Source organism: Streptomyces sp. NPDC058195 (assembly GCF_042883525.1).
Classification (GTDB): domain Bacteria; phylum Actinomycetota; class Actinomycetes; order Streptomycetales; family Streptomycetaceae; genus Streptomyces.
This window is the reverse complement of the sequence record NZ_JBHVVM010000007.1, coordinates 38,626-63,395: the sequence shown is the minus strand read 5'-3', so window position 1 is coordinate 63,395 and position 24,770 is coordinate 38,626. Positions and strand designations below refer to the sequence as shown.

Annotated in this window: 19 protein-coding genes; 9 read left to right on the top strand and 10 right to left on the bottom strand. The window is 72.7% G+C overall.

Annotated features, from left to right (window positions below):
- Positions 1 to 28: 28 nt before the first annotated feature.
- A complete protein-coding gene (locus ACFVWY_RS11300) occupies positions 29 to 388 on the top strand; it encodes an anti-sigma factor family protein (protein WP_389869861.1) in 360 nt (119 codons plus the stop codon).
- Between the two features lie 63 nt (positions 389 to 451).
- On the opposite strand, the gene ACFVWY_RS11295 is transcribed toward ACFVWY_RS11300, so the two are convergent.
- From ACFVWY_RS11295 to ACFVWY_RS11285, 3 genes are all read right to left on the bottom strand, one after another.
- A complete protein-coding gene (locus ACFVWY_RS11295; RefSeq protein WP_389869858.1) occupies positions 452 to 1,561 on the bottom strand; it encodes a C45 family autoproteolytic acyltransferase/hydolase in 1,110 nt (369 codons plus the stop codon).
- Entirely contained in the window at positions 1,558 to 3,189 is a 1,632-nt protein-coding gene (locus ACFVWY_RS11290; protein ID WP_389869857.1) for an amidohydrolase, read from the bottom strand. Before ACFVWY_RS11290 ends, ACFVWY_RS11295 begins: the two co-directional genes overlap by 4 nt.
- A 79-nt stretch (positions 3,190 to 3,268) precedes the next feature.
- Positions 3,269 to 4,702: a purine-cytosine permease family protein gene (locus ACFVWY_RS11285; protein ID WP_389869855.1), complete on the bottom strand. Its 1,434-nt coding sequence runs from the start codon at positions 4,700 to 4,702 to the stop codon at positions 3,269 to 3,271.
- Positions 4,703 to 5,477: 775 nt separating this feature from the next.
- On the opposite strand from ACFVWY_RS11285, the gene ACFVWY_RS11280 reads away from it, so the two are divergent.
- The 3 genes from ACFVWY_RS11280 (at position 5,478) to ACFVWY_RS11270 (ending at position 7,945) form a co-directional block, all read left to right on the top strand.
- Complete coding sequence (locus tag ACFVWY_RS11280; RefSeq protein WP_389869852.1) at positions 5,478 to 6,098, top strand: L-threonylcarbamoyladenylate synthase; 621 nt, start codon at positions 5,478 to 5,480, stop codon at positions 6,096 to 6,098.
- 163 nt (positions 6,099 to 6,261) lie between these two features.
- Positions 6,262 to 6,489 carry a hypothetical protein gene (locus tag ACFVWY_RS11275; RefSeq protein WP_389869850.1) on the top strand — a complete coding sequence of 76 codons (228 nt, stop codon included), beginning with the start codon at positions 6,262 to 6,264 and terminating at the stop codon, positions 6,487 to 6,489.
- A 169-nt stretch (positions 6,490 to 6,658) separates the two neighbouring features.
- Positions 6,659 to 7,945 carry an MFS transporter gene (locus ACFVWY_RS11270; RefSeq protein WP_389869848.1) on the top strand — a complete coding sequence of 429 codons (1,287 nt, stop codon included), beginning with the start codon at positions 6,659 to 6,661 and terminating at the stop codon, positions 7,943 to 7,945.
- Positions 7,946 to 8,401: 456 nt separating this feature from the next.
- Here ACFVWY_RS11270 and ACFVWY_RS11265 read toward each other — a convergent pair whose 3' ends face one another.
- Positions 8,402 to 9,424 carry an LD-carboxypeptidase gene (locus tag ACFVWY_RS11265; RefSeq protein ID WP_389869846.1) on the bottom strand — a complete coding sequence of 341 codons (1,023 nt, stop codon included), beginning with the start codon at positions 9,422 to 9,424 and terminating at the stop codon, positions 8,402 to 8,404.
- Positions 9,425 to 9,841: 417 nt separating this feature from the next.
- Here ACFVWY_RS11265 and ACFVWY_RS11260 point away from each other — a divergent pair, with 417 nt between their 5' ends.
- Positions 9,842 to 11,071: a hypothetical protein gene (locus ACFVWY_RS11260; RefSeq protein ID WP_389870375.1), complete on the top strand. Its 1,230-nt coding sequence runs from the start codon at positions 9,842 to 9,844 to the stop codon at positions 11,069 to 11,071.
- On the top strand, positions 11,055 to 11,825 hold the full coding sequence (locus tag ACFVWY_RS11255) for an alpha-ketoglutarate-dependent dioxygenase AlkB (RefSeq protein ID WP_389869843.1): 771 nt from the start codon (positions 11,055 to 11,057) through the stop codon (positions 11,823 to 11,825). Before ACFVWY_RS11260 ends, ACFVWY_RS11255 begins: the two co-directional genes overlap by 17 nt.
- A gap of 105 nt (positions 11,826 to 11,930) precedes the next feature.
- On the opposite strand, the gene ACFVWY_RS11250 is transcribed toward ACFVWY_RS11255, so the two are convergent.
- Both ACFVWY_RS11250 and ACFVWY_RS11245 read right to left on the bottom strand, forming a co-directional pair.
- Complete coding sequence (locus ACFVWY_RS11250) at positions 11,931 to 13,118, bottom strand: amidohydrolase (protein WP_389869841.1); 1,188 nt, start codon at positions 13,116 to 13,118, stop codon at positions 11,931 to 11,933.
- 30 nt (positions 13,119 to 13,148) lie between these two features.
- Positions 13,149 to 14,288, bottom strand: coding sequence for an MFS transporter (locus ACFVWY_RS11245; RefSeq protein ID WP_389869838.1), 1,140 nt, complete (start codon positions 14,286 to 14,288; stop codon positions 13,149 to 13,151).
- Positions 14,289 to 14,486: 198 nt separating this feature from the next.
- Here ACFVWY_RS11245 and ACFVWY_RS11240 point away from each other — a divergent pair, with 198 nt between their 5' ends.
- Entirely contained in the window at positions 14,487 to 15,023 is a 537-nt protein-coding gene (locus ACFVWY_RS11240) for a nucleoside deaminase (RefSeq protein ID WP_389869835.1), read from the top strand.
- 80 nt (positions 15,024 to 15,103) lie between these two features.
- Here the strand turns inward: ACFVWY_RS11240 and ACFVWY_RS11235 are convergent, their stop codons facing one another.
- Positions 15,104 to 15,511 (bottom strand): DUF5997 family protein, encoded by a 408-nt coding sequence (locus tag ACFVWY_RS11235; RefSeq protein ID WP_389869832.1) that lies wholly within the window; start codon positions 15,509 to 15,511, stop codon positions 15,104 to 15,106.
- Positions 15,512 to 15,569: 58 nt separating this feature from the next.
- Here ACFVWY_RS11235 and ACFVWY_RS11230 point away from each other — a divergent pair, with 58 nt between their 5' ends.
- Positions 15,570 to 16,364, top strand: a complete 795-nt coding sequence (locus ACFVWY_RS11230; RefSeq protein WP_389869829.1) for a LysR substrate-binding domain-containing protein — start codon at positions 15,570 to 15,572, stop codon at positions 16,362 to 16,364.
- Between the two features lie 24 nt (positions 16,365 to 16,388).
- On the opposite strand, the gene ACFVWY_RS11225 is transcribed toward ACFVWY_RS11230, so the two are convergent.
- Both ACFVWY_RS11225 and ACFVWY_RS11220 read right to left on the bottom strand, forming a co-directional pair.
- Positions 16,389 to 17,720, bottom strand: coding sequence for a geranylgeranyl reductase family protein (locus ACFVWY_RS11225; RefSeq protein ID WP_389869828.1), 1,332 nt, complete (start codon positions 17,718 to 17,720; stop codon positions 16,389 to 16,391).
- A 519-nt stretch (positions 17,721 to 18,239) separates the two neighbouring features.
- The gene (locus ACFVWY_RS11220) at positions 18,240 to 19,190 is read right to left on the bottom strand and encodes a DUF3048 domain-containing protein (protein WP_389869826.1); all 951 of its coding nucleotides are present in this window, start codon (positions 19,188 to 19,190) and stop codon (positions 18,240 to 18,242) included.
- A 549-nt stretch (positions 19,191 to 19,739) separates the two neighbouring features.
- Between ACFVWY_RS11220 and ACFVWY_RS11215 the strand changes: the two genes are divergently transcribed.
- Positions 19,740 to 21,185 (top strand): helix-turn-helix domain-containing protein, encoded by a 1,446-nt coding sequence (locus ACFVWY_RS11215; protein ID WP_389869824.1) that lies wholly within the window; start codon positions 19,740 to 19,742, stop codon positions 21,183 to 21,185.
- A gap of 71 nt (positions 21,186 to 21,256) precedes the next feature.
- Here the strand turns inward: ACFVWY_RS11215 and ACFVWY_RS11210 are convergent, their stop codons facing one another.
- Entirely contained in the window at positions 21,257 to 24,742 is a 3,486-nt protein-coding gene (locus ACFVWY_RS11210) for a M28 family peptidase (RefSeq protein ID WP_389870372.1), read from the bottom strand.
- Positions 24,743 to 24,770 lie beyond the last annotated feature (28 nt).

The window sequence follows — 24,770 nt, the reverse complement described above, 5'->3', positions numbered from 1 at the left end:
AGGTGGGGCCAGGAACGGAGGTGTCGCCATGACCGGAGCCGACGGCCTGACGATGTCAGGCGAGAAGCCCGTTGCCGAGGAATGCCGCACGATCCGTGAACAGCTGGCCGCGAACGCCCCCGAGACCCTCACCCCCGACGAGGCGCGCGCCGTGGGCGCCCATCTGGCGGTCTGCGCCGCCTGCCGCAGGAGGTACGGCCGCCCCGCGGCGGTCCCGGCCCATCTGACCCTGCTGTGCGAAGCCCTCGCCCGCGGCCAGGGCCGCCGACGCGCGTGCCCGGCGGCCGGGCCGGGCCGGGGAGACGGCTCCGCGCAGCGGGCCACGACCCGGCAGATCACGCTCTCCCAGTGGGTCAGCAAGACCGCCTCCTGCGCGTACAGCAGGTGAGCGGCGCGGACCGGCCCCGCCCGGCAGGCCCACCGGGGCCGCGACGGGCGGGCGCGGGCCCGGTCAGGCGGCGGCGGTGAGCACACGCCAGTCGCGCGAGCCGATGTCCGCCGGGGTGCCGTCGAGAATCCGGGCGGTACGCGACGCCGGGTCCAGGGCGACCGTCGCCAGACTGGCCCAGCGCTGGCCGAGCGGCTTGTCCAGGTCCGGCAGACAGGTCACCGGGGGTTCCTTCTCGCCCGTCACCAGCAGACCGGCGAGCTCCTCGGGTGTGGCGGGCGCCCGCCCCCGGTCGAGCCGGGCACGGACGAAGTCGTGGCGCTCGCCCGAATCCGGCTGGTAGAGCCAGTACTTCTCGTCCGCGGCGGGCTCCGGGGTCAGGAAGTGGTTGGTACGTACGAACGTGCCGTTCCCGGCCCGCACCGGGAACACCCCGACCGGACTCAGGTCGAGCAGCACCGCGTCCGCCCCGTCGAACAGGGCGAACGAGCCGGAGGACGCCAGCGGAGCGGCGCGCACCAGCTCGACGGCCTCGGCGACACTGCCCGCCTCTTCGAGGACGACCGCCGCGAGCACGTGCACGGGGATGCCGCCCACGCCGTCGCGCACGTGCCCGAGAATGTTGAAGTGCAGGGCGAGACCGGCGCTGTTGATCCCGATCTTGCCGAGGATGCCGTCCTCGGTGAGGCCGACGACGGCGTGCCGGCCGCCGCGGACCTCCTGGGTGTGCCAGGCGCCGCTCAGCTCCACGTGCCAGTCCCAGGTCTGGACGCCGAAGGTGCGCGGAGCCGAACCGTCGGCCCCGGTGGTCCGGCGCACCAGTGTGGTGCACTCGCCGGGCGGCACGGCCGTGCTGCGCGCCAGGATCTCGGTGCGCGCGTTGAGGGCGCCGATGCGCCAGGTGTCGAGGCCGGAGCCGTGGGCGATGCCCTCGATCTCGGCGCGGGCGCCGGGGCGGAACCGGCCGATGTCGTCGAGGGCGCGCTCGGCGTCCTCACGCACCCGGGCGGAGGCGATGCCACCGAGCGCGAAGAGCCGGTCGTACGTGTCGACCGTGGCGGGCAGGGCGTCACGCAGTTGCTCGCCGCGGGCGATGCCCCGGGCGCGCGGGTCGGTGCCGGTGGCCCCGACGTGGCGGCGGTGTGCGGGGCGGGGTATCGGCGTCGTGGTCATGACGGTCCTTTCGCGGTGTGCGGGTGGAGCTGTACGGCACCGCCGACGACCGTCGCGAGCACGGCGTTGGCGGGCTGTGCCTCGGGGGCGAGGCGGAGCGGGTCGGCCGCGAACACGGTGAGGTCGGCGAGGCAGCCGGGGGCGATCCGCCCCAGCTCGGCCCCGGCCCCCGCGGCGTACGCGGCGGCGGCGGTCATCGCGGTGTACGCCTCGCGCGCGGTGACGGCCTGGCCGGGCTGGACGGGCGTGGCGCCGGACTCCTCGACCGGGCGGCGCAGCTGGCAGTCGGCCAGGCCGACGCGCGGATCGCCGGGACCGATGGGCCAGTCGGAGCCGAGCGCGACGACGGCGCCGTGGTCCAGCAGGTCGCGGGTGCGCCAGCCGTGGGCGACGCGCTCGGGGCCGATGCGCCGCGACCAGTTGTCGGTGCCGTCCGCACGGGTGTGCCGGGTGCCGTGCACGGGCTGGAGGCTCGCCACGACGTCGAGCTCGGCGAACCGGTCCAGCAGGTCGTCCGGGACGGACTCCAGGTGCTCGATGCGGTGCGGGCCGCGGGCGGCGGGGCCCGCCTCCTCGATGACGTCGAGGGCGAAGCGGACGGCCCGGTCACCGATCGCGTGGGTGGCGGTGGGGATGCCGCGCTCGGCGAAGAAGCGCACCGCCGCCCGGTACGCCTCGGTGTCCCGCCACAGCGGCTCGCGGTTCTCGCCGTGGATATCGGGCTCCTCGAACCAGGCCGTTCCGTTGTCCGCGGTCCCGTCCAGCATGAACTTGGCGCCCTCGACGTGCCAGCGCCGCCCGCGCAGGCCCTGGAGACCGGCGATCCGCTGCCAGACCTCGGGCGGCGAGTCGGCCGGGACCAGCGGGGAGCAGCGGATGCGCAGCGGCAGCTCGCCGTGTTCCTCCAGATGCCGGTACACCGCTTCGGAGGGATCGGAGAAGTCGAGCGCGTGCAGGCCGGTCAGCCCGCCGCGCGCGAGCCGTTCCAGCTGCTCGCGCACGTATCCGGCGGCGGTCTCCACGGGCACGTCGGGGTAGTGCGCGAAGACCAGGTCCATCGCCTGGAGTTCGACCACGTGGCCGGTGGGGCGGCCGTCGGGGCCGACCGTGACGCAGGAGGCGTCGGTGAAGGTCTCCCGGCCGGTCAGCCCGGCGCGCTCCACCGCCCCGGGGCTGATGACGAGCGCGTGCGCGTCGCAGGTCATCAGCGAGACCGGACGCCCGGGGAAGCGTTCCTCGAACACGGAGCCGTCTGGTTCACCGTCGAAGACGTTCACATCGAGGCCGTAGCCGGTGATCCAGTCGTCCGCGGGGCCGGTGCCCGCCGCCCCGGCCAGACGGGCGCACACCTCCTCCAGGGTGGCGGCGCCGGACAGGTCCACCCCGCTGCCGAGGGAGACCGACCCCCACACCGGGTGGGCGTGGACGTCGGTGAGGCCCGGCAGGACGGTGGCGCCCGGGAAGTCGTGGACGACCGTCCCGGGCCCCCGGAGCCCGCCGAGTTCCGCCGCGGCGCCGACCGCGACGATCCGGCCGTCGGTGATCGCGATCGCGTCGGCGAAGGCGTCGACGGCCTCCCCGGCCAGGTGCTCGATGTGCTGGGCGAGCACGATGACATCGGCGTACACAGGGTTTCCTTCGGGTTGTACGGAGGGGGGCGGAGGGTGCGGACGAGGTGTCCGGCCCGGTACGCGGACCGGGCGCGGGTCAGCCGCGCGGGATGCTGCCGAGGGCGCGGGCCGTCGCCCGGTAGACGACGGCGGCGGTGGTCATCCCGGCGGGGATCGACAGGTCGACGCCGCCCAGCGCCGCGGCGATCGGGCCGACCCAGAAACTGGTGTTCACCCACAGCGCGGCGAGGAGGCCGCCGGCCGCGATGGCGAGGAATCCGGCCCAGTGGACGCCGTGGCGGTACCAGAACGGGCCGCCGCGCCGCTGTTCGAGGAGGTCCGCCCCGCTGTAGCGGTTGCGCCGCAGGAGCAGGTCGCACACCGCCACCGCCATGGCCGGGCCGGTCACCACGGCCACCAGCTGGAGCATGGTCTGGACGCTGGTCAGGAAGTCGAAGACGAGGATCGCGTACAGCGTCATGACCGTACCGAGCACCCCGATGATCAGGACCGCGGGGATGCGCGCCAGGCGGACGCCGACCGACTGGATGGAGAGGCTGGCGCTGTAGGCCGTCATGCCGTTGTTCGTCATGGTGTTGACGACGACGGCGAGGACGAAGACGGGGATGAACCAGCCCGGCAGGATGCTCTCCAGCGCCGCTTCCGGCTCGCTCATGTCGAGGGTGGTCGCGGCCAGCGCGCCGACCATGGTGAAGAGGGTGCTCGGCAGGTACGCGCCCAGCGCCGTCCACCCGGCGACGGCGAACGGGCTGCTGTCGCGGGGCAGATAGCGGGCGAGATCGGGGCTGTTGCTGTACGAGAGCGGCGTGGAGGCGATGAGGGTGAAGCCGGTGCCGAGCGCCACGGCGAGCGCGCCGCCCCTGAGCGGTACGGCCGGTGCGTAGGCCCAGTCGGTGCGGGCGAGCACGTACCCCGTGACGACGACGAACACCACGGTCAGCAGCACGCTCAGGGCGGTGTAGAGGCGGATGATCGTCGCGTATCCGAAGATCGCGATCAGCAGTGTGCCACCGGCGATCAGGCAGATGACCGTGGCGTCGACGGCCGGGTTGTCCGGCAGGCCGAACCGGCCCGCCAGGCCGATCCCGGCGACGGAGGCGGCCGACCAGTTCAGCGCGAGGTAGGCGGCGGCGATCAGCCAGCCGGTCACCACCAGCACCACCTTGTTGCCCACGACCCCGTAGAACGCGCGGCTGATCACCGACCCGCTCGTTCCGGCGGCCGGGCCGCTCGCCGCGAGGACGCCGGTGCAGATCCACAGCAGGTTCCCGGCCGCGATCACACCGAGGGCCTGGGGGAGCGTGAGGCCCATGAGGATCAGCGCGGCACCGACGACGAAGCTGAGATAGCTGACGTTGGGCGCCGCCCAGACGGCGAACAACTGACGGGGGCGTCCGCCGCGTTCGTCCGCCGGGACCAGGCCGATACCCCGGGTCTCGACGTGCCCCGCGCGTTCGGAGCCGGGTTCGTCCAGGGGGCTCGCGCAGGAGCCGGTCTCTTGCGTGGTCATCGGGGCCTCTCGCGTTCCGCCAGCCGTCGACCACTATTGGGCGAATGGCCAACTGCATGTTGGTCACACATCCAATAGCGTGTCCTCCGTGACGTCAAGACCTCAGACCGGTCCGGACGCGCAAGCAGGCCGGTGAGCGCCGCGCGGAGATCCTGCGGACCGGCGGGCGGCCATCGCCCTGGGAGAGGGACTGGAGGGCATCACGCCGCGCCGTGTCGCGGACGAGCTGGGCGTTTGCCCCGGGCTCATCGGCCACTGCTTCCCGGCCGCCGACCGACCGGTGAGCGAGGTCTTCTCGCGCGCGGCGACGGAGGAACGCGGAGCCCTGCTGCCGCCCGGCGGGCACGGGCTCCCGGCCGACGTACGGGCTCGCGCGCCTCCTCGTCCGCCTCGCCGACGGTGCCTGCCGTGGCCTCGGCCGGCTGCGGCTCGACGCGCGGCACGCCAGCGGAATCCTTCCCGGGCCGCGTGAGGCGGTGCGCACCGAGGAGTCCGCGACCCGCCATGCCCTGGCGGACCACGTCGAGGAGGGGCGGCGCGCCGGGCCTTCACCACCGGCGGCGCGGTTCGAGCGGCCCTGTACGCCCCGGTCACCGCCGACGGCCCCGGCGTGTACGCGAACGACGGCGCACCACTGGGGCATCCGGTGCTGGAGGACATGGCCATCGCGACGGCCGGACGCCTGCCCGGCCTCGCCCCCGCCACCCTCCGTGCCCGCCCCTGACGCCGCACGCGGATCCGTCGGCGGCCAGGAGACAGCCCTTAGACTCCGCGAATGGCGAAATACTTCGACGTGCACCCCGAGAACCCTCAGCGGCGCACCATCAGCAGCGTGGCCGACAGCATCCGTTCCGGCGCGCTCGTCGCGTACCCGACGGATTCCTGCTACGCGCTGGGGTGCCGGATCGGCAGCCGTGACGGCATCGGCCGCATCCGGTCGATCCGGCAGCTCGACGATCGCCACCACTTCACGCTCGTCTGCCAGAACTTCGCGCAGCTCGGGCAGTTCGTGCACATCGACAACGACGTGTTCCGGGCGATCAAGGCGGCGACCCCGGGCAGTTACACCTTCATCCTCCCCGCGACGAAGGAGGTGCCGCGCCAGCTGCTGCACCCGAAGAAGAAGACCGTCGGGGTGCGGATTCCCGACCATGTCGTCGCCCAGGCCCTCCTCGCCGAACTCGGCGAACCCCTCCTCTCCAGCACTCTGCTGCTGCCCGACGAGGACGAGCCGATGACCCAGGGCTGGGAGATCAAGGAACGGCTCGACCACGTGGTGGACGCCGTGGTCGACTCCGGCGACTGTGGCACCGAGCCCACCACGGTCGTCGACTTCTCCAGCGGTGAACCGGAGATCGTCCGCCGTGGCGCGGGTGACGTCAGCCGCTTCGAGTAACCGCACCGCCCCGCACGGCCCCGCACCGGTCCGGCCCCGGGGCCACCGGATTCCCTGATCGCGGCTCCGGGAGCTGCCCCGCCCGCTCCTCGCGGACGGCGCGCGGGACGCCGGCCGGGGCGCGGGCGGCGGCGCGGGCGCGAGGGGAGGCGTCCCGTCCCGCGTGCGGGGGCGTCGGCGGGCCGTCCGATGTGCGCTCGGCCGCCCGGCCCGCGCCGTTCGCGAGGGGCACATCGAGGCGGCCCTCGCCCAGGGCCTGCTGGGCGACGTCGCGGTCCTCGGTGATGACCTGCTCGCGGTGGCCACGGAGCGCGTCGCGGAGCTCACGGCGGGGGCCGCCGTCTCCAGCGGCCGCGTCGCCCGCGTCGCGGGAGCGCTCGGGGCGGGCTGAGCGGGGAGGGCGCGCGGAAGCGCTCCCGGCACCGGTGCCCCGAGGCGCGCCCCGGCAGGGGCGCGAGCCATGGCGGCCCGCCGCCGTGTTCCGGTACCCGCGGACCCGCCCGGTACCCGGCGGCACATTCGGTATACCATTTCGCCGGTATCGGGTGAGGAGGAGCGCGGTGTCGCGGGAAAAACCGGTGGAGACGTCGCCCGGAGCGGGGAGGCCGCGCGGGGCGGGGGCTGGGCAGGCGGCGATCGCCTCGCTGCGCGGCAGCCCGGGATTCCGCCTGCTGTGGGTCTCGAACCTGTTCTTCTACGGCGGGGCCTGGACCCAGACCATGGTGCTCGGCTGGCTGGTCTTCGACACGACCGACTCCGAGTTCCTGCTCGCCGTGTTCACCGCGGTACGGCTCGCCCCCATGCTCCTGGGCCCCGTCGCCGGGGTGCTCTCCGACCGGTACGACCGGGTGCGGCTGCTCATGGCCGCCTGCCTGTGGGCCCTGTGCGCCGTCGTCGTGGTGGCGGCCATGGCGTCCGCGGGCCAGGTGTCGTACGGGGCGCTGGTCGCCGGGGGACTGGCGATCGGCCTGGCGCAGTCCCCGTCCCAGCCCGCGCGCGGCTCGCTCGTCCTCGATCTCGTCGGACGGGAGAACCTCAGCAACGCCAACGCGCTGAACGCTCTGGCGATGAACATGACGCAGGTCGTCGGCCCGGCGGTCGGCGGCGCGATGATCAGCGCCTTCGGCGCGCCTGCCGCGCTCTGGATCTCCACGACGTGGTACGCGGTGTCCCTGCTGGCGCTCTGGCCGCTGCGCAGCACGGGCCGGGTGGTGCGGGGCCGTCCGGAGCCGGTGCTGCGGATGCTTGTCGGCGGATTCCGTGCCGTCCTGACCAGCAGGCTCACCGCGGCCGTCCTGTTCGTCACGCTGGCGGCCAACGTTCTGCTGTGGCCCGTCTACCAGGGGTTCATGCCGGTCTTCGCGAAAGACGCGCTGGGACTGGACGCCGCCGGGCTGGGCTGGCTGCTGACCTGTAGCGGGCTGGGCGGTCTGGTGGGCTCGCTGGCCATCGCCATGCTCGGCGACTTCAGGTTCAAGGGCGGCCTGTTCGTGCTGGGCACGGCGGCCTGGGGCGCCCTGTGGTCACTGTTCGCGCTGTCCCGGAGTGTGCCGCTCTCTTTCGCGCTGATGGCCTGCATTGGTCTGATGAGCGCGTCGTTCGGGGTGCTCCAGACCACCCTGCTGCTGATGACGACCGAGCCCGAGGTGCGCGGACGCGCCCTCGGGCTCCAGGAACTCGCCATCGGTGTCATGCCGGCCGCCTCGCTGGGGCTCGGCGCGGCCGCCGAACTGGTGGGCGTCGCGACCACCGCTTTCCTCAGCGGACTCCTGCTGGTCGCGGTGCTGCTGACCCTCGCGGCCCGGGTTCCGCAACTGGTCCGCTACAGCGGGGTGGGCGCCGCCTAGCGAGCGGCTCCGAAAACCTCGCGCCGAAGAACTCCCCACCGTTGCCGTGGTGTTCGACGTCGGGCCGCAGGAGCCGCAGGTGTGCGCGCGAGGGCCGGGGAGCCTTTGGCGTACCCGTCGCCGCGGTCGCCGTACGGCGCGTGATGCTGAGGACGCGTGGCGGCGTCCGGTGGACGAGCTGGCGCCGCAGATCATCACCTCCGCGCCGTGGTGATGCTGTCGCCGAGTTCGCCGGGAGCCGCTGTGAACCCTCTCCGCGCCGCCCTCGGCGAAGGGCTCTTCGCGCCGGAGGCGGACCCGGCGCGGACGCGGAGGGCGGTGCGGCTGACGAGGCTGTCGGGCACGCGGGTGCGTGAGCAGGATCGTGGGCCGCTGCCGCTGCCGCTGCCGCTGCCGCTGCCGCTGCCGCTGCCGCTGCCGCTGCCGAGGCCGCGGGCTCACCGGCCCTTCCGTCGCTCAGGCGATCGGACCCGTCATCGCGTCCGGCCGTACCGCGGGTTCGAGCAGCGAGAGCGTCCGTTGCCGCGCGTCGAGGGCGACGCGGATGCCGACCGGCATCGGCAGATTCGGCCCGGCGTGTCCGAAGTCGACGTTGCCCAGGACCGGGATGTCACGGTCGCCGAGGACGTCGAGGACCAGCTCGGACAGGTTCGGGGACGCGTCGGGCGAGCCGAGTCCGCCGATCTCGTAGGGGACGCCCACGACCATGCCGGAGATCCGGTCGAGGATGCCGCAGTGCCGCAGCACCTGTAGGTAGCTCCACACATGCGAGGCGTGACCCCCCGTCTCCTCCCAGAACAGCACCGCGCCGTCGAAGCAGGGGAGCGGCAGCGCGTAGGGCGTCGCCTGCGCCAGCACGATGCGGTTGATCACCCCGCCGACCAGCCGGCCCTCCGCGCGACCGGCGCGCCAGCACTCCCATGCCGGGCCGGTGGGCAGCGCGCCGATCGGCTCCGTACTGGTCAGCAGCGCCGTGTAGAGCTTCTCCAGTTCCGCTCTGCGTGCCGCGGGCGCGGCCTGCCAGTGTCCGCCGAGTCCGGGAGTGGCGAGGTCGGTATGGAATCCGACCAGTCCCGTGCGCGCGTAGAGCGCGAGATGCAGCAGCGAGATGTCGCTGTGGCCGAGGATCGGCTTGGGGTCGGCGGCGATCGCGTCGACGTCGATCAGGTCCAGGTAGCCGAGTACCGTCTGGCCACCGTCGTGTGCGATGACGGCACGCACCTCAGGATGACGGAGAAGCGCATTGAACTCCCCGGCGATCTCCGCCGGTGTGGCCGCGCTCCACCCATGGTGCCGCCCGGCTTCGAGCAGGGGCGCCCGGCGCACGCGGAATCCCATCCGCTCAAGCACGCGTACCGCCTGGTCGAGATCGGGCTCGTAAGCGGCATGAAGCGGTCCGGAGAGGGACGCGACGACGACGAGATCCCCAGGCTCCAGGGCGCGGGGGCGAAGCAGTCGGGGCAGTCCGGAACCAGTCACCCGAAGCAGTGTCCCCCTACGGGTGATCAGGCGCCACAGCTTTCACGCCCGGGGGCCCCGGGCCGACAGCCGCTGGGCCGGGTTCCGGCGCGGTGGACAGCATCGCCTCCCCCGGCGGTGTGAGCAGCCGCCGCCGACGCGAGGAGAGGCCATTCCCGCCGCCGACGTACGAGGCCGCGGTCGCCCGGACGCGCTCAGGGGGGATCGCGGCCATGCTTCCGGCACCGAAGACCCCGCCCCTACAGCAGAACCTGTTGCCCGCTGTCAAGACCCCGTGAGAGCATCAGGGTTCAACGGTCCGTCTCCTTTCGTTCGCGCTTCGTGGCGCACGCGAAAGAGCGCGGGCCGTTGCCGTGTCCACGGTTGTGAGCGGTTGTGAGCAGTCCACCGAGATCCGCGAACGGCAGGTACCGTTTGATGTACACAGCAGGCCTTAACGAAGCCCGCGTCGAGGATGCCGGCAACATCCTGGTCGCGCCGTCGGCTCTGCAGGACCATGACCTGGTCAGGGACTTCCTCGGGCCCGCCGTCACGCCGGAGGATCTCGCCTCCGGCTTGCCCGACCTCACCCGAAAGACCGTCTATCTGTGTGGTGATGTGTCCGGGATCAGCGGCCGTCAACTGCGGGCGGCTGCCCGGGTATTCGTTGTCCGGGAGCTGTCACACGGATATCACGAGGACGTCGGCGCACCGTGGACTCTCATCGGTCCCGGCCGGGTTCCCCTCCGCGTACACGGTGTCGGCGTGTACTACCGCCGCTTTTTCGGACCCGGAACCGATCACTTCGAGCGGATCCGTGCGGAGCACACGTTCCAGGCCCTGACGGAGTCCACCAAGCCGGGGACAGCCCGTCGCAGCGGAATCTATCTGACACCCGTCACGCGGAGCGGCGACGGGCTGCATTTCCGCCTGCTGCGCTGCTCCACGAATCTCTCGGGGCCGACCGAGAACTTCCGCCCGACCGACACGGGCATCGTCGAGGCTCTGAACCGCGAGGCCGCCGCCGTCTTCCGGAACCAGGCGCCGCTGAACCACGTCCTCGCTCAGATCTACCACAACACCCTTGCCACAGCGGACCGCAAGCAGTCCAAGGCCAAGATCTCGGCCCATGCCGACAAGACCAAGGACATGCCTGCCAACGGGATCATGGCCTTCTGCACCTTCTACGACCGGCTCGACGGACTGAAGCCCCTGCCCGACGACCCCTTCGACTACGGTGCGAAGGGCGTCAGCGGGCTGACCAGACTCCACTTCCGTCTCAAGGAGCCGGTCGCAGAACGCGACGGGGCCGCGCTCCCGCCGCAGTTCACCCTGACGCTCCACCCGGGTTCCGTCTTCTTCATGCCGCTGTCCACCAACCGCCTGTACACGCACGAAATCCGGCCCTCGGCACTGGACGCCGAGCTGCTCCCGACCCGCCTCGGATACGTCGTGCGCTGTTCGAGCGCCGAAGCCGTTCACAAGAACGGCCACACGTTCCTGAAAGCGGCCGGAGACCTGGTGGAGCTGGGGCCGCCTGCGCACGAGGGAATGGACGAGCTGCGCGGGCTGTACGCCGAGGAGAACAGGACCTCGTCCTTCATCGATTACGGCGACGGATTTCACTTCAGCATGAACACGGGAGACTACGTTGCCCCCCAGCTCTGAGAGGTCGGACGAGATCCTCTCGTGCGTTCTTCCGGTCGATGCGGATCTCTTTGCGGAGCTGTCCGCGTCGGCCCGTCTGGAAGACGTGGGGAAAGGCCGGAGTGGCGCCGTGCTGACCAAGGCCGACGAGGCGGGTGGTGTGCCGCTCGTGCGTACCACCACTCAGTACAGCAGCCCGGCGCAGCGCTTCCGGGCGGTGCACGAACGCCTGGCGCGGCAGATTCAAGACCGTGCGGGGCTTTCGGCCGGCTTCAACAACGCTCTCATCGAGAGCTACACGAACGCCTGCACGACCATGGGCAGCCATTCCGACCAGGCCCTCGATCTGGCCGACGGGTCGTCCGTCGCCGTCTTCTCCTGCTACCGGCATCCCGAGGCGGGCCCGCTGAGGAAGCTGGTCTTCGAGTCGAAGGCGCCTGGTGGCGAACCGTTCGAGATCCCCCTCGTCCACAACAGCGTCGTCGTGTTCTCCGTTGACCTGAACCGGCGGCTCAGGCACAAGATCGTACGGGAAGCGCCCGTCCGGACGGCGGACCATCATTGGCTGGGAGTAACGTTCCGGACGTCAAAGACCTTCGTGCGGTTTCGCGAGGGACATGCGTACCTCCCGCAGGGCACGCGTCTCACCTCGGCCGACGACGGGCAGAGGCGCGAGTTCTACCGGATGCGGCGCCGTGAGAACAACGAGACGGACTTCGTCTATCCCCTGTTGACCTACACCGTCAGCGAGAGCGATCTGATGCCGCCCGTCTGATCCCGGGGCCGTGCTGGGCGCGAACGGGCCGACCGCGACCGCGGCTTCGGGGAATCCGGCGGGTGCGGGCTCCCCTGGATCCCCGAAGCCGGTCACCGGCCGGGTTCAGACCAGGAGTTCGCCGCCCCGGACGACCACCCGGCCACCGGCGACCACCAGCTGTCTGCGCGGCGCGCGCACCAGGGCGTCCTGGACGTTCTCCGCGTCCAGCAGCACGATGTCGGCCCGCGCCCCCGCTGCGATGTCGTGGGTGTCACGGTGCACGAAGTCCGCCGCGCGGGTAGTGGCCAGTTCCACCGCGTACGCCAGCTCCTCGTCGGTGCGCAGCCCGTGCAGCCGGGCGAAGCCGAGCGCGACGCGGAGGATGTCGCCGTCACCGTACGGTGACCACAGGTCCCGGATGCCGTCGGTGCCCAGGCCGACCGGGACGCCGTGCTCCCGCATCGCCTGCCAGGGCAGTGGCGCCGTACGGACCGGGGCCACGGTCGCCCAGGAGACCCCGGCCTGTGCGCACTCCTCGACCAGGCGCCGCTGCCGGTCGGCAGGGAGCTCGCCCAGCGCGAAACCGTGCGAGACCGTCACCCTGCCGCGCAGCCCCGTGCGCAGGGTGCGGTCGATGATGAGCTCGAACTGGAAGGCGCCGAGCTCGCCCCGGTCGTGCAGATGGATGTCCAGCCCGACCCCGCGCCGCTCCGCGATGCCGAAGAGGCCGTCGAGCTGCGCCACCGGGTCGCGGTCGATCGAGGCCGGGTCGAGGCCGCCGATCGCTGTCGCCCCCGCCGAGGCGGCACGGTCGAGGAGGTCCAGCACGCCGGGACGGCGCACTACACCGTCCTGCGGGAAGGCCACGATCTCCACGTCGACCGCGCCGTCGAGCGCGGCCGCCGCCTCGCGGACCACCTCGATCCCGCGCAGCCCGACACCGAGGTCCACGTCCACATGGCTGCGCACCGCGGTCGTGCCGTGCCGGAGGAACTCGCGCAGTACGGCGGCAGTCGCGTCCGCGCCCGGGATACCAAGTGCCTCACGTTCGGCGCGTTCGTGGGAGATGCGCCCCTGTGTCGTGGCCTCCCCGCCGTAGGACACCCAGGACTGCCCCCACCAGCTCTTGTCGACATGGGCATGCGCGTTGATGAAGCCGGGCAGGGCAAGGAGACCGCCGCCGTCGAGACGGTCGCCGACGGCCGGGGCCGTTCCGGCGGGCAGGACGGAGCGGATCTCGGCGCCGGACATCACGAGGTCCACCGGGGCCGCGCCCCAGGGACGGACGTTCGTCAGAATCACATCAGCCATGACTGAATGGTATGCCAAAGGGTGGTCTCGTCAGCCGTTCCGGCGGGTGAGGGTGAGCGGCAGGGTGGCGAGCGAGAGCGCGGCGGTGACCAGGAGCGCCACGGAGAAGGAGGTCCCCGTCGCGACGAAGCCGACGAGCAGGGCGCCCAGCCCCGTCCCGCCGTCGAAGCCGATGTTCCACACGGCGCTCGCCACCCCGCTGGACCGGCGGTCCACGGCGGCGAAGGCGTCCACCAGGGTCAGGTTCTGGAGCCCGCCGTAGCTGATCCCGACCAGGGCCATCCCGGCCAGCAGCGGCACCACGCGGGTCGCTCCTGGCGGGGCCACGGCCCAGGCGGTCAGTGCGAGGCCGACGGCGGTGGTGGTCACCAGCGGCCAGAGGAACGGCCGGGTGCCGTACCGGTCGGCCGGTCCTCCGAACCGCCAGCGGGAGACGGCCGCCGTTCCGGTCAGCAGGAGCAGTCCGGCCAGCGTCGCGGCCGGGTCCTCGCTCATCTGGGGGGCGAAGGTGATCAGGGCGCCCCCGGCGGTCGTGACCCCGAGCAGAATCAGCATCGGCCGCAGCAGCGGACGGTACGCGGCGCGCGGGCCCGCCGTGCTGTCCCGGGCCGGAAGTCCCCCGGTTCCGGCCGCGCCGCCGTCCAGCCGGCGGGCCAGCCGGAGCGCGGGCACCACCCCGAGCAGGGGCAGCGCGCCGACCGCGAACACGGCCGTGAATCCGATGTTCTCCGCAGCCCACGGCGCGGTCGACACCAGAACGAACTGCGGCCCCGCGATGGCCAGCCCGTAGGCCCCGACCGCCTTCCCGCGCCGTTCTGGCCCGACGAGTTCGGCGACCGCCGTGGCGCCGCAGACCGTGAGTACCCCGAACCCGAGCCCGCGCACCGCGGCCAGGCCCAGCACCGCGCTCAGGTCCGTGGACAGCGGGTGCGCGAGCGCGGGGGCGCCGAGCAGCACCGCCCCGCCGGTCAGGGTGACCCGCCAGCCCAGCCGGCGGATCGCGGCCGGCATCAGGGTCTGCGCGCATACGGTGCAGAGCATCAGGACCGCGTTGACCGAACCGGCCCCCGCGGTACCGGCGCCGCCGCGCACCGCCCAGAGCGGCACGGTGGGCAGCAGCGCCGAGAAGCCCGAGAATCCGGTGGCCGTCAGGAGCAGCAGGGCGGGCATGCCCGGAGCCCTCCACACCGACGCCGGTGTGCGCGCGGGGCTGTTCACCGGGGCGTTGCTCACTGACCGTGCCTCCGTGTCGCATGCTTCATGTGGCCGGGAATCCGCGACGCCGTGGCGGGAACAGCCATGGAATCATGGATGGTATACCGAATGCCGCGGGGCTGTCAGCCCGCGAGGACGAGCACGGAGAGTGGCATGAGCACAGAGAACGAGACGGCGGAGAACGCGACGCACGCGCAGGGCCCCGGACAGCCGGTCACGGAGGCGGAGCGGGTGTTCCTCCGCCGCTGCGTGGAGCTCGCCCGGGAGGCGCTCACCGCCGGTGACGAGCCGTTCGGCTCGCTGCTCGTGGACGAGCACGGCGCGATCCGGTTCGAGGACCGCAACCGGGTCAAGGACGGCGACGCGACTCGCCACCCGGAGTTCGAGATCGCCCGCTGGGCAGCCGACAACCTCTCCCCGCAGGAGCGGCGGGCGAGCGTCGTCTACACCTCGGGCGAGCACTGCCCGATGTGCAGCGCGGCCCACGCCTGGGTCGGCCTGGGCCGCATCGTGTACGCGTCGAGCAGCGGGCAGCTCGTCGCCTGGCGCCAGAGCTGGGGCTTCGGCGCGGGGCCGGTCGCGGCCCTGCCGGTGCACGTCGTCGCCCCCGGCGTCCCGGTGTCGGGCCCCGACCCGGAGCTCGCCGGGGAAGTCCGCTCCCTGCACGCCCGGATGCTGGGCGTGGCCTGAGGCCCAGCCCCCGAACGCCGCGGCCGGAACGCCGTCGCCGCCCAAGGGAGCAGGAGCTCCCCGGGCGGCGACGGGAGGGATCAGGAACGCGCGTCGTCGTCGTTTTGGGCCTCGCGGGCCGCGTGCTTCTCCTTGATGCGCACGGCTTCCTTGCGGACATCGGCCTGGGTGGCACGCTCCTGGCGGAGCCACTCGGGGTCCTCCTGCTTCAGCGCGTCGATCTGCTCGGTGGTGAGCGCCTCGGTGACTCCGCCGCGGGCGAGGCCCGAGATGGAGACGCCGAGCTTCGCGGCGACGACCGGCCGGGGGTGCGGGCCGTTGCGTCGCAGCTCCCGCAGCCACTCGGGCGGATCGGCCTGGAGCGTGTTGAACTCGGTGCGCGAGACGACACCCTCCTGGAACTCGGCGGGGGTGGCCTCGAGGTACACACCCAGCTTCTTCGCCGCGGTCGCGGGCTTCATCGTCTGGGCGGTCTTGTGCGACGTCATGCTCACCAGGGTATCGAGCATGTGCGCTACCTCTGACCAGGGCCGGTAACCTGGCGGAGTGACAAGCTCGGAAGAAACCCCGTCGTTCCGGCTCGCGTACGTCCCGGGAGTGACCCCCGGGAAGTGGGTGCGGATCTGGAACGAGCGGCTGCCGGACGTTCCGCTGGCCCTCGTGGGCGTGACGGCCGCCGAGGCGTCCGACGTCCTGCGGAGGCGGGACGCCGACGTCGGGCTCGTACGGCTGCCCGTCGACCGGACGGCCCTGAGCGCCATCCCGCTCTACACCGAGACGACCGTGGTCGTCGTGCCGAAGGACCACGCCGTCGCCGCGGCCGAGGAGGTCTCGGTCGCGGAGCTGGCCGACGACATCGTGCTGCACCCGCTTGACGACACCCTCGAATGGGAGGAGCTCCCGGGGCGGCCCGCGATCGAGCGTCCGGCCACCACGGCGGATGCCGTCGAGCTGGTGGCGGCGGGGGTCGGGGTGCTCGTCGTCCCGCAGTCGCTCGCCCGCCTCCACCACCGCAAGGACCTCACCTACCGGCCGGTCCTGGACGCCCCCGGGTCGAGCGTCGTGCTGTCCTGGCCGGAGGAGGAGACCACCGACCTGGTGGAGGAGTTCATCGGGATCGTCCGGGGGCGGACCGTCAACAGCACCCGGGGCCGCCCCCGTTCCCGGGTCCAGCCGGAGGACAAGCGCGCCGACGCGGACGGTACGCGCCGCAAGCCCGCCCCCGGCCGCACGGCCGGGAAGCAGGGCGGCGGTTCGGGCGGAAGGAAGCCGGGGACCGGTTCCGGCGGGGCCAGGCAGGCCAAGTCCACCCATCGGGGCAAGCCCCGCCGCCGGTCCTGAGCGGGCGTCGGACGACGCGCTGCCTCAGCGGCGTCGGTGCCGCGCCTTCGGCTCCGGTACGAGCCGTACGGCGCCGTTGAGCAGATGGTCGATCAGGTCGCGCGAGGGCTTGTCCGTGAGGTTGGTCAGGAGCCGGGCCATGGTGTTGAGCAGGAACGGCGACCCCATCACGTACCGGTTGAGGACCGGCTGGAAACCTGAGCGGCTGAAGACGAGATCGGCGGCCGTGTTGCCGAGGCGGTAGTAGCGTCCCCAGCGGCGGTTCATCTCGACGGGGTAGCCGCGCAGCACCCGCTCGCGCCGGGGCCCCCGGGGCATCGCGAGGGCCAGCGTGGCGGACTCGGCGGCGACCTCCCCGGCCTCCATGGCCTGGCCGATCCCCTCACCGTTCCAGGGGCTGATCATGCCGCCGGAGTCACCGACGAGCAGCAGTCCGCGGGTGTAGAGCGGGTGGCGGTTGAAGCCCATCGGCAGTGCCGCGCTGCGGACCGGACCCTGTGCGTTCTCCTCGCGCAGCCCCCAGGACTGCGGTGTACGGGCCAGCCACTCGTCCAGTGCGGCACGCAGGTCGGCCGTGCCGTGCCGCCGGTGCGGCAGCGCACCGAGGCCGACGTTGACGCGCCCGTCGCCCATGGGGAAGATCCATCCGTACCCGGGCAGGAAGCGGTCGCTGCCGGGGAACGTGAGGTCGGCCCACAGCTCCAGGTACTCCTCCGCCGAGCGCTCGGGGCTGTGGTAATAGCGGCGGGCGGCCGTCGCGATCTGCCGGACCGGGTCGCGCTGGAGCCCCATGGCGAGGGCGAGGCGCGCCGAGGCGCCGTCGGCGGCGATCACGATCGGCGCGCGGAAGGTCAGTGGCTCCTTCGCCTCGGCCGTGGCCGCGACCCCCGTGATCCGGCCGGTCCGGTCGGTCAGCGGCCCGGTCACCTTCACCCCGGTGCGCAGCCGGGCCCCTGCGGCGGCCGCGTGCCGGGCGAGGATGTCGTCGAAGTCGTGCCTGCTGCGGGAGAGTCCGAAGTCCGGGTGCTGGCCCAGTGCGGGCCAGTCGATGTGCACCCGGTGCTTCCCGGCGATCCAGCGCATGCCGCGTGAGCGCGTCCATCCCGGCGCGTTGATGTCGACGCCCATTCTGATGAGCTGATGCACCGCCCGCGGGGTCAGCCCGTCCCCGCACACCTTCTCCCGGGGGAACTGGGACTTCTCCAGCAGCAGGACGTCGACACCGGCTCTGGCGAGGTGGAAGGCGGCGGCCGAGCCCGCGGGCCCCGCCCCCACCACGATCACCTGGGCTTCCTCGTCCGGGCCGTGGCCGGACCGCGTGTCGGACGTGGACCGCTCGGGTGTCGTGCCCCGCATCGTGAACCCCTTCCTGGAGCCGGTGCCGTACCGGGGACGGCAGTCGTCCGCACATCATCGATCACGGGCGGCCGCTCTGTGGGCAGGTCCGGGAAACCTCCACCCCCCTGCGCGCAAGCCGGGAGGGGAAGCGGCTGAAACCATGAGAATGTACGTTTCTGCCACCGTGAGGAGCGCCGCATGAGCACCGTGGACGCCCCCTCGGAAGCCGAGCCAGCCGAGCCGGCCGTGTCGCGCTGGTCGCCGCGGCGCGCGGAGGCACGCTGACCCGGCTGGCGGGACCGTCCGGGGGACGGCTGATGACCTCCCGCGAGGGCTGTCTGCCGCCGTTCCCGCAGAGGCTGAACGGGAACGGCGTCCAGCGGGACATCCCGTCACCCAGGGTGTCCTGACCACCGCCATCGCCCTGACGTACGCGCCGGTCGCGGACGTCTCCAGCGCGTACCGGATCTTCTGTGTGATCTTCCTGAGCCGGTAGGCCGACGTCCGGCGGGGCTGAGACCGTACCGCCCCCGGGCCTCACTTCTCCGCGAGGACGAACCAGACCTGCCCCGCCGCGAAGGTCATCCGCCCGCCGTCCGGGGCGGTGAAGGCCGTCGTGGCCCCGGCCGCGGGCCGCGACCAGCGGGCCTCGTACTCCTTGCCGTCCCGCAGCACCAGCGCGTCCCCGGAGCCCACGGTCTCGGTGTACGGCGACGTACTGCCCCACTTGTCCCGGTACGCGGACGGGCGCACCGTCACGTACTGCACCACCACATCGGCCGCGCCGAGCCGCCCCCCGTCGGCCGAACGGGCCGGGGCGCCGTCCATGGAAACGAGCCACCGGCGCTCCCCGGCCGACCAGGCGAAGGCGAGACTCGTCGCCGGATAGCGAACCGTACGGCCGGTGGTGGGTCTGCCCCCGGGCACGGCGGCGGCGAACCGCAGCCCGAGGTCCTCGGCCGCGTTCACCCCCGTGGTGACGTGCGGGGCCCGGCCGGGGCGCAGATAGAGGTTGTGCGGTGCCGCACGGTCCCCGGCGCGGAAGAACGCGTCCGGGTCCTTGTCCGGGGTCAGCGGGTTCAGCGGGGCCGCCGCGATGACCGGGAGGAGCTTCGACTGCGCCCCGGAGAAGGCGAGTGTCGGCCGGTCGAACTGGCGGAGCAGCTCCAGATCGGTCTCCCGGGCGCTGCGCACCGGGCCGGCCGTGGAGGGCAGCCGGGAGGAATAGACGGCCATCATGCGGCTGAGACCGGCCTCGACCTGCTCCACGTAGATCAGATCCGCCTCGTTCAGCCCGGACTGCGGGCGGGCGGCGGGAACGTTGTCGATCTTCACGGCGAGCACATGGCCGCGTGCGGCGGACGGGGGAGGGGTGGTGGCGCCGGGTGAGGTGCCCGTACCGCCCTGGCAGCCGGCCAGGGCCGCGAGGAGCAGTGCCAGCGCGGCCGGTGCCGCCGCGGCCGGTCTCCTCGTCCGGGATGCGTGCATGAAGACCGTCCCTTCCGGGCCGGGCGGCGGGGCGCCCGCGGCCGGACACCGCTCGCCACGACGGCTCGCCGCCCATCATCACGCAGAACGGTGCCCCGGACGCTCCACCGGCCACGGCACGGCGCGCCGGGGGCCGCGCGGGTTCAGTAGGGCAGCGGACGGCCGGACGGGGTCCGCAGATCGAGCGGCGGCGGCCGGTTCGGCGACTGTGGTCGTCGGACGATTCTGATGCGGCCCACTGCCATCACCCCCTGTCGGTACTCCGTCATATGCCCGGCGGGCGGTCCGTTCATGCGGCGGCGCGCCCATCGTCCTGGCCACCGGCCCGGAACGGCCGGATCGTGTCACCGGGCATACGGCAGCGGGGATATGACGGAATGTGCGAACGGCGGCGCCGTGGTCAGGCCGCCGCCGCGGCGGGAGGGGGAGCGAAGGCGCCATCTTCCCGGCGCGTGCGCGACAGTGCGGCCACGCGCTCGCTATTCTCCCCGCCATGAGTCATGAGCACGGCAAGGGTGGAGCGTCCGGCGCGGCTCCGCGGAGCGCCGGGTGACCGAGGGCGTGGGCCCCGCGCCGGACGCCCGCACCGCCGAGGCGTGGCGGGTCTTCGGTAACCGGCTGCGCCAGTGGCGCAGGCGCGCCGGACTCACCCAGGCGCAGGTGGGGGCCCGCGTCGGGTACGACCACACCGCCATCAGCAAACTGGAGCACGGAACCCGCCGCACCCCGCTGCCGCTGGCCCGCAGGCTGGACGAACTGATGTCGGCGGACGGGGCGCTCCTGGCCGCCTGCGAGGAGGCGGAGGAAGCCGGGGCGGGCGGCGCGGGGGAGGAGGGCCCGGCCGCGCTCCCCCCGCCCGCGCCCGCCCGCCGGGGCCCGCTGCCCGGAGAGCCCGCGGGCGGCACCCTGCTCGCGATGCTGCCGCCGGACACCGTCCTGCCCGCCCGCCTGCCCAGCTACGGTCTGATGTGCCCGGTGCACGGCCGGGACGGCTGTACCGTCCCGGTGCTCGCCGATGCCGTCGCCCTGCACGCCGCGTTCTGCTCCCTCGGCCCGGCCACCGTCGAGGCCCCGGCACTGGACCTCGACACCGTGCACGCCCTGACGGCGCTGCTCGCCGCCTGCCTGCGCGCCGACGAGGAACGCGCCTGGCCCGGAGCGACCGCCGTCGTCGAGCGCACCCTGCACGCGATGCTCCGCTGGATGGCCCTGCCCGCGGCGCCCTACCAGCGCCAACTCGCGCCCCTGGCCGCGGAGTACGCGCAGTCCGCGGGCTGCCTGCGGCTGCTGTGGGGCCGCAACGCGACGGCGATGGCCTGGCTCGACCGCTCCCTGGGCTGGGCCGGACTGGCCGGGCACGTAGGGACGGCGGTGGCCGCGCTCAGCGACATGAGCACCCTGGCCCGGCTGGAGGGTGACGGCCCGTCCGCCCTCTCCTACGGGGGCGCCATCCGGCAGGCCGCCGCGGGCCGGTACTGGGCGGGCGCGATGAGCGATCTGTACCTGGCGCGCGGCCACGCCGTCCGGGGCGACACGCGCCAGGCCCTCGGCCACATCGACCGCGCCTGGTCGCAGCTGGACCGGGTCGGCGAGCAGGACGAGACGGAGGCGCCCTGGCTGTCCGTCGCCTCCGTCCGGCTGCGCGTGGAGTCCGGCGCTGCCGGGGCACTGCGGGATCTCGCCGCGGCGACCGGGGACCGCCGGCTGGCGCTGCGCGCGGTCGGGGCGGCCCGGTCGGCGCTGGGGCTGCTCCCGCCCGGGATGCACTCGGCGCGGATGCTCTTCCTCGCCCGGATGGCGGACGCCCACGCCTGCGCCCGTGACCCGCAGGCGGCGATCGCCATCGCCGGTCCGGTGCTCGACACCACCGAGATCAACGCCTCGACCCTGCTGGGGCAGGAACTGCGCGGACTGCACGCCCGGCTGGCGGCCGGTCACGACAACCGGCCGGAGACCGAGGACTTCACCCGTCGGCTGGCCGCCGTCGTCCGCTGAGAACGCCGGAGGCGGGACGTGTGCGTACACGCCCCGCCCCATGGTGCCGAACCGTCCGGAACCGTCGAGGATCAGCTCGCGTTCAGTGTCACGTCGTCCAGGACGAAGCTCGTCTGTAGATACGCGTCCTCACTGCTGGTGAAACTCAGGGTGACCGTCTGACCGGCGAGGTCACCGACGTCGAAGGTCTTCTGGACGTAGGAGCTGGTGGCGTCCGCGTTGGAGTACGTCGCGAGCGACTTGGTGCCCAGTTTCACGGTGAGCGTGTCGTACGCGGTCGGGTCACCCGCCGACTCGTCGGTGTCGGCTCGCAGGTAGAACGACAGCTTGTACGCCGAGCAGCCCGAGGGGATGGTCAGCGACTGCGAGACCGCGTCCGAGTGCGCCGATCCCCAGCCACCGAGCCAGGCCTGGTACGAGCCCGTGTGAGCCGGCTTCTCCGACGTCCGGTTGTTGATCACACCGTCCGTCTGGGTCCACGGGGCGGTGCCGTTCTCGAAACCGTCGTTGCCGACGACCTGCCGCGGCTGGCAGCTGCCGCTACCGCCCACGACCAGCGAGTACGTGGTGGTGTGGGTGGCCTTCCCGGTGCCGGTCACCGTCAGGGTGTACGTACCGGCCGCGGCCTGGGCCCCGGCGGTGACGGTCATCGTCGAGGAGGAACCCGACTGCACGGACGCCGGGGCGAAGGAGACGGTGACCCCGCTCGGCGCGCCGGAGGCGGCCAGCTGCACGGACTGCGCGGAGCCCGCGGTCGTCGCGGTGGAGACCGTCGCGGTGACCGAGGCGCCGGGCTGGACGCTGCCCGACACCGGCTTCACCGAGACGGAGAAGTCGTCGCCGGGCGCGGTGGTGCCGACCGCCGTCTTCCACAGGGTGTAGGCCACGCCGTCCGCGCTGCGGTCGAGCGCGGTCGCGCTGATGTTGGACGTGGTGTCGCAGGACGAGTGGTAGCAGGGGTCGTAGGCACGGCCCGCGGTGCCGCCCCACTTGGCGGCCTGCGCCGAGGTCTTGGTGGCGCTGGCGCCGGTGGCGTAGCCGGAGGTGGGGATGCCGCCCTGCTGGAAGGAGTAGTCGTCGGACCGGCCCCGGCCCTCGATGTTCTCCTCCGGCGCGAGGTTCAGCGAGTCCCAGTACTCCTTCATCGGGGCCGAGGCGGCCGAGCTGACGTTGTTGATGAAGTAGCCGGCGTTGGTCGACGCGATCATGTCGAAGTTGTAATACGCCTTGATGGCGCTGCGCTGGGCTGAGCTCAGCTGGCCGACGTAGTACGCGGAGCCCTGCATGCCCTGCTCCTCGCCGGTCCACCAGGCGAAGCGGACGTGCTTGGCCATGGCCGGGTTCTTCTGGGCCAGGGTGAGCGCGTTCTCCAGCAGGGTCGCCGACCCGGAGCCGTTGTCGTTGATGCCGGGACCGGCCGAGATCCCGTCCAGGTGGGCGCCGAACATGATGGTCTGGTCGGACGGGCCGCCCGGCCAGTCGGCGATCAGGTTGTTGCCGCCGTAGGTGCAGCTGGCGCAGGTCTGCTCACTGACGGTGTATCCGGCGGCCTGGAGCTTGCTCTTCACATAGGCGACGGACGCCGTGTAACCGGCGCTTCCGGCCCGGCGGTGGCCGCCGTTCTGGGTGGCGATGGTGCTCAGCTGCGCGAGGTGCGCCTGCACGTTGGCGACGCTGATGTCCGGCGCGCTGCCGCCCGGGTTGCCGCCCCCGTTGTCGACGGTGAGGGTGTACTGCGCGGTGTGGCTCTGGGTGCCGTCACCCTTCACCGTGAAGGTGTACGAGCCGGGCGCGGCGTTCGAGGACGCCGTCACGGTCATCGTCGAGGCGGCACCGGCCTGCACCGACGAGGGGCTGAAGGCCGCGGTGACCCCGCTCGGCAGCCCGCTCGCCGACAGGCTGACCGTCTGCGCGCTGCCGGAGCTGACCGTGGTCCGCACCGTGGCGGTCACCGAGGCGCCCGCCTTCACGGAACCGGACGACGGGTCCAGGGACATCGTGAAGTCGTTGTTGCCGCTCGGCGTACAGGTCGGGTCGCCGGTCTGGGCGGGGACGCTGACGGCGTCCCAGGCGGCCCTGGCCCGGTCGAAGAACACACAGCTCTGGTCGAGGTTCTTCGCTGCGGTCAGCGTGGCCGTGCGGTAGCGCTTGTACGTCATCCCGCTCGTCTTCAGCAGCATGCCGCCGTAGAAGACCTTGCCGGCGTTCTGGATGCCGATGCCCGTGACCGAGGAACTGTTGCAGGTGGGGCTGGCCGGCTTGCCGCCGCCGGGGTTCGAGCCCTCCGCCAGCAGGTAGAACCAGTGGTTGAGCGGCCCGGCCGCGGCGTGCTCCTCGGTGTTGGGTATCGAGGAGCTGTAGCAGTTCGGGTCGCCGATCTGCCCCGGGTTGTACATGATCCGGATCGGCCCGTTGCCGACCAGGTTGATCTTCTCACCGACGGTGTAGTCGGGGTCGTCGTACGGAGCCGGCTCATTGGTGTACGCCTCGGTCAGGGCGCCCATGATGTCGCCGGTGGCCTCGCCGAGCCCGGACTCGTTGTTGGCACCGCCCGGGGTGTACTGGTCGATGCCGTGGCCGAACTCGTGGCCGACCACGTCCATCGCGCCGATCCACTGGCTGGCGTTGTTGTGGCCGATGGAGACCGAGGAGCCGTCCCAGTAGGCGTTGACGTCGTTCAGCCCGACCTTCACCGGCCAGCTGCCGCCGTTGCCGTTGTGCCCGTTGCGGCCCAGCCAGTCCTTCAGCATGTTCCACTCGTGCTGCGCCGCCCACATCACGTCGACGCAGCCGGTCTCCTTGCTGGAGGCGCTGCCGGTGCCCCAGGAGTCGGTCGACTTGGTGAAGACCCCGCCCGTGCTGTAGTCGGCGCAGCTCAGGCCGGGCCGGTTCGGGTCGCGCAGGGAGTAGCTGCCGCCCGAGGAGGTGGTGTCGATGGCCAGCGGGGACGGGCCGTTCCACTGGCTGTTGCCGGTGCCCGCCCGGACGTCGTCGTAACTGTCGAGCACCTTGCCGGTGCCCGCGTCGACGAAGACGTGGAGCCGGCTGGGGGACTTGGCGGTGCGTCCGGCCAGGACCGTCTCCCAGGCCAGCCGGGAGGACTTCTCGGTGGCGCGGACGACGAGCCGGTGTGACTCCACCCGCTGCACGGTGCGCAGCTTCGTGCGGGAGGTCTTCTCGGCCGCCTTGGCGGAGACGGTCGGTGTGGTCGGCACGTTGATCCGCCGGGAGACCGCGGACTGGGTGCCGCGCACCCGGCCCTTCGAGTCGGCCACCACGACGGCGTCTCCGCCGACGACCGGCAGGCCGCGGTAGGTGCGCTGGTACGCGACGGAGTACAGACCCTTGACCCACGGGGTCACCATCTGTCGCTCGTACCGTTCCTCGGGGCCCTTCGCCAGGGTGTCGAGACCGCTGGCGGCTGCCCGGTCGGCGGCCGAGACGGCGGCCGTGAGCGCGCTCGGGGCGGGCGGCGGGGACGGTTCGGCGGACGCCGACGGCCCGCCGGTGACGACCAGCATTGCGGCGAGGACGGCCAGGGTCGTCCCGGCCGTCATCGGTCTGAGATTCATCGAGGCTCCTTGA